Origin of the sequence: Elstera litoralis (assembly GCF_000963705.1) — a bacterium.
Lineage (GTDB): Bacteria > Pseudomonadota > Alphaproteobacteria > Elsterales > Elsteraceae > Elstera > Elstera litoralis.
Genome location: NZ_LAJY01000337.1, coordinates 1 through 3103 on the forward strand (window position 1 = coordinate 1; position 3103 = coordinate 3103).

The 3103-nt window shown below is 58.2% G+C and carries 4 protein-coding genes; 3 read left to right on the forward strand and 1 reads right to left on the reverse strand.

The genetic code is table 11. The features are described 5' to 3' along the window. A partial coding sequence (locus tag VZ95_RS13075; RefSeq protein ID WP_156995286.1) for a hypothetical protein occupies positions 1-486 on the reverse strand: 486 nt, incomplete at its 3' end. A 337-nt stretch (positions 487-823) separates the two neighbouring features. On the opposite strand from VZ95_RS13075, the gene rpsL reads away from it, so the two are divergent. The 3 genes from rpsL to fusA all read left to right on the forward strand — a co-directional run. Continuing rightward, complete coding sequence (gene rpsL, locus VZ95_RS13080; RefSeq protein WP_045776240.1) at positions 824-1195, forward strand: 30S ribosomal protein S12; 372 nt, start codon at positions 824-826, stop codon at positions 1193-1195. 12 nt (positions 1196-1207) lie between these two features. After that, on the forward strand, positions 1208-1678 hold the full coding sequence (gene rpsG / locus VZ95_RS13085; protein ID WP_045776241.1) for a 30S ribosomal protein S7: 471 nt from the start codon (positions 1208-1210) through the stop codon (positions 1676-1678). 32 nt (positions 1679-1710) lie between these two features. Further along, positions 1711-3103 (forward strand): elongation factor G (gene fusA, locus VZ95_RS13090; RefSeq protein ID WP_045776242.1); only part of this gene is annotated, 1393 nt, incomplete at its 3' end.

A 3103-nucleotide genomic window follows, 5' to 3' on the forward strand; every position in this document is an offset into this window, starting at 1 on the left:
AACGAAGCCATTCTGTTGTTCGGCATCGATCATGGCCGAATCGAGCCCCATGCCGCTGTTTTGAATCGTTCGGATGATGCTTTCGGCAATCTCGGTATAGGCCTTTTGCTCTTTTCGAATGGTCTCGATCTGCGTTTGCGCTTCGCTAGAGAGACTCTTGAACGCGGCCAGCCGGTCGAAAACCTCCGAGACGCCTTTCAGCTTCTCCCCATATTCGCTGCTGATCTGGTTCAGCATGCTTTCCGGCATATTGGCCATTTTAAAGGAAACGAGCCTGAAGAGAGCGGCGTGGCTTTGCTGGACGACCGTTCCAGCCTGGGCATAGGCCCGGCTGACGCCGATCGCCTCCACCACCTGTTCGGTTGCCGCCTCGTCATCCCTCACGAACGATAAAAACACCCCGGCCATCGCTGCCATAAACAGCGTGGCCAAGATCGGCGCGATCAATAGCTTCGTAAGCAGGCTCCGACGATCCAACCACTTCATCCCCCAAACCTCACCCTTGATATAAATGCCCGAAATCAGCCTACGCGCTTACAGATGTAACGAAAAGGTCATCTCGCGCCCGCACAGGTCCGCCATGTGCAAAATTTCGCGGGCATTGTGACTCTTTTGCTTGACGAGGGCCGGAGTGCTGCCTATTTTGCGCGCTCCCAAAGGTTCCTGGGCAGTGGCTCAGGGAGGTTTGGGAAAAGGTTTCATAGTGTCAAGCCGGGTGACAGCCTTGCTTGACCCGATCAGATGAAGCTGAGGCGGGGCGATGGGGAAACCTGACGCGTCTCGTTTTCGTGCTGATTTTGGGGATCGCTTAGGAAGGGCTCTGATGCCAACCATCAACCAGTTGATCCGTGCGCCGCGGCAAGCTCCGCGGACGCGCAACAAGGTTCCCGCGCTGGAAGCCTGCCCGCAGAAGCGCGGCGTGTGCACGCGCGTGTACACCACGACGCCGAAAAAGCCGAACTCGGCTCTTCGTAAGGTTGCCCGCGTGCGCCTCACGAACGGTTTCGAAGTGACGAGCTACATTCCGGGTGAAGGGCATAACCTTCAGGAACACTCCGTCGTGCTCATTCGCGGCGGCCGTGTGAAGGATTTGCCGGGGGTGCGTTATCACATCATCCGCGGCACGCTCGACACGCAGGGCGTCAAAGATCGTCGCCAACGTCGTTCGAAGTACGGCGCGAAGCGTCCGAAGTAAGAGGGGTAGGGTATGTCTCGTCGTAGAGCCGCGGAACGTCGCGAAGTCCTGCCGGATGCAAAATTCGGCGACATCGTGCTGACCAAGTTCATGAACTGTCTGATGTATGACGGTAAGAAGTCGTCGGCAGAAGCCATCGTTTACGGTGCGCTGGATAAGGCCGAAGGCCGCGCGAAGGTCGAAGGCCTGAACGTTTTCCACGAAGCGCTGGGCAATGTCCGTCCGCTGGTGGAAGTACGGTCGCGTCGCGTCGGCGGTGCCACGTATCAGGTGCCGGTCGAAGTTCGCACGGACCGCGCCCAAGCGTTGGCGATCCGTTGGATCATCGACTCGGCGCGCAAGCGGTCGGAAACCACGATGGTTGATCGTCTGTCTGGCGAATTGCTGGATGCGGCCAATAATCGCGGTTCTGCCGTGAAGAAGCGCGAAGATACGCACCGGATGGCAGAAGCCAACCGCGCCTTCTCGCACTATCGCTGGTAGTCAACGGTCGCCCCACGCGAAGGACCTGAATTATGTCTCGCACCACCCCGATCGAACAGTATCGTAACATCGGCATCATGGCCCACATTGATGCCGGGAAGACGACGACGACCGAACGCATCCTGTACTATACCGGGAAGTCCTACAAAATCGGCGAAGTGCACGAAGGCACCGCGACGATGGACTGGATGGAGCAGGAACAGGAACGCGGCATCACGATTACGTCGGCCGCGACGACCTGTTTCTGGAAGGATCATCGCATCAACATCATCGACACGCCGGGCCACGTCGACTTCACGATTGAAGTCGAACGCTCGCTGCGCGTTCTCGATGGTGCCTGCGCGGTGTTCGATTCGGTGGCCGGTGTCGAGCCGCAGTCCGAAACCGTGTGGCGTCAGGCCGACAAATATAATGTGCCGCGCATCTGCTTCGTGAATAAGATGGACCGCATCGGTGCCAACTTCTTCCGTTGCGTCGATATGATGGTGGATCGCCTCGGCACCCGTCCGATGGTGATGCAGCTTCCGATCGGTTCGGAAGCCGACTTCCTCGGCATGGTCGATCTGGTCAAGATGCAAGCGATCATCTGGAAGGATGAATCGCTGGGCGCAGAATTCCACTACACCGACATTCCGGCAGACCTTGCCGACCAAGCCGCCGAATATCGTGCGAAGCTGGTCGAAATGGCCGTCGAAATGGACGATGCGCTGATGGAAACCTACCTCGACGGCGTTGAGCCGACCGAGGAGCAACTGAATGCGTGCATCCGTAAGGGTGTGGTGAAGTCGGCGTTTGTGCCGGTCTTCTTGGGCTCGGCCTTCAAGAACAAGGGCGTTCAGCCCCTGCTCGATGCCGTTATCGCCTATCTGCCGTCGCCGCTGGACGTGGATGCCATCGTCGGTCGCAAGGTCGATTCGGATGAAGAGGAAGCCCGCGAAACCTCGGACGAAGCGCCGATGTCGGGTCTTGCCTTCAAGATCATGAACGATCCGTTCGTCGGCTCGCTCACCTTCGTGCGCCTCTATTCGGGCGTTATGGAAGGCGGCTCCTATATCCTCAATACGGTGAAGGGCAAGCGCGAGCGTCTTGGCCGCATGCTGCAAATGCATGCCAACAGCCGGGAAGATATTAAGGAAGCCCGCGCGGGCGATATCGTCGCTCTGGCCGGTCTGAAGGATACGACCACGGGCGATACGCTCTGCGATCCGAATTCGCCGATCATTCTCGAACGCATGGAATTCCCCGAGCCCGTCATCGAAATCGCCGTCGAGCCGAAATCGAAGGCCGATCAGGAAAAGATGTCGGAAGCGCTTCAGCGCCTCGCCAAGGAAGATCCGTCGTTCCGCGTTGCGGTCGATCACGAAAGCGGTCAGACGATCATTAAAGGGATGGGCGAACTCCATCTCGAAATCATCGTCGATCGCA

Coding starts and splice junctions, on each gene's coding strand:
- rpsL (WP_045776240.1), top strand. CDS start 824: ATGCCAACCATCAACCAGTTGATCCGTGCGCCGCGGCAAGCTCCGCGG.
- rpsG (WP_045776241.1), top strand. CDS start 1,208: ATGTCTCGTCGTAGAGCCGCGGAACGTCGCGAAGTCCTGCCGGATGCA.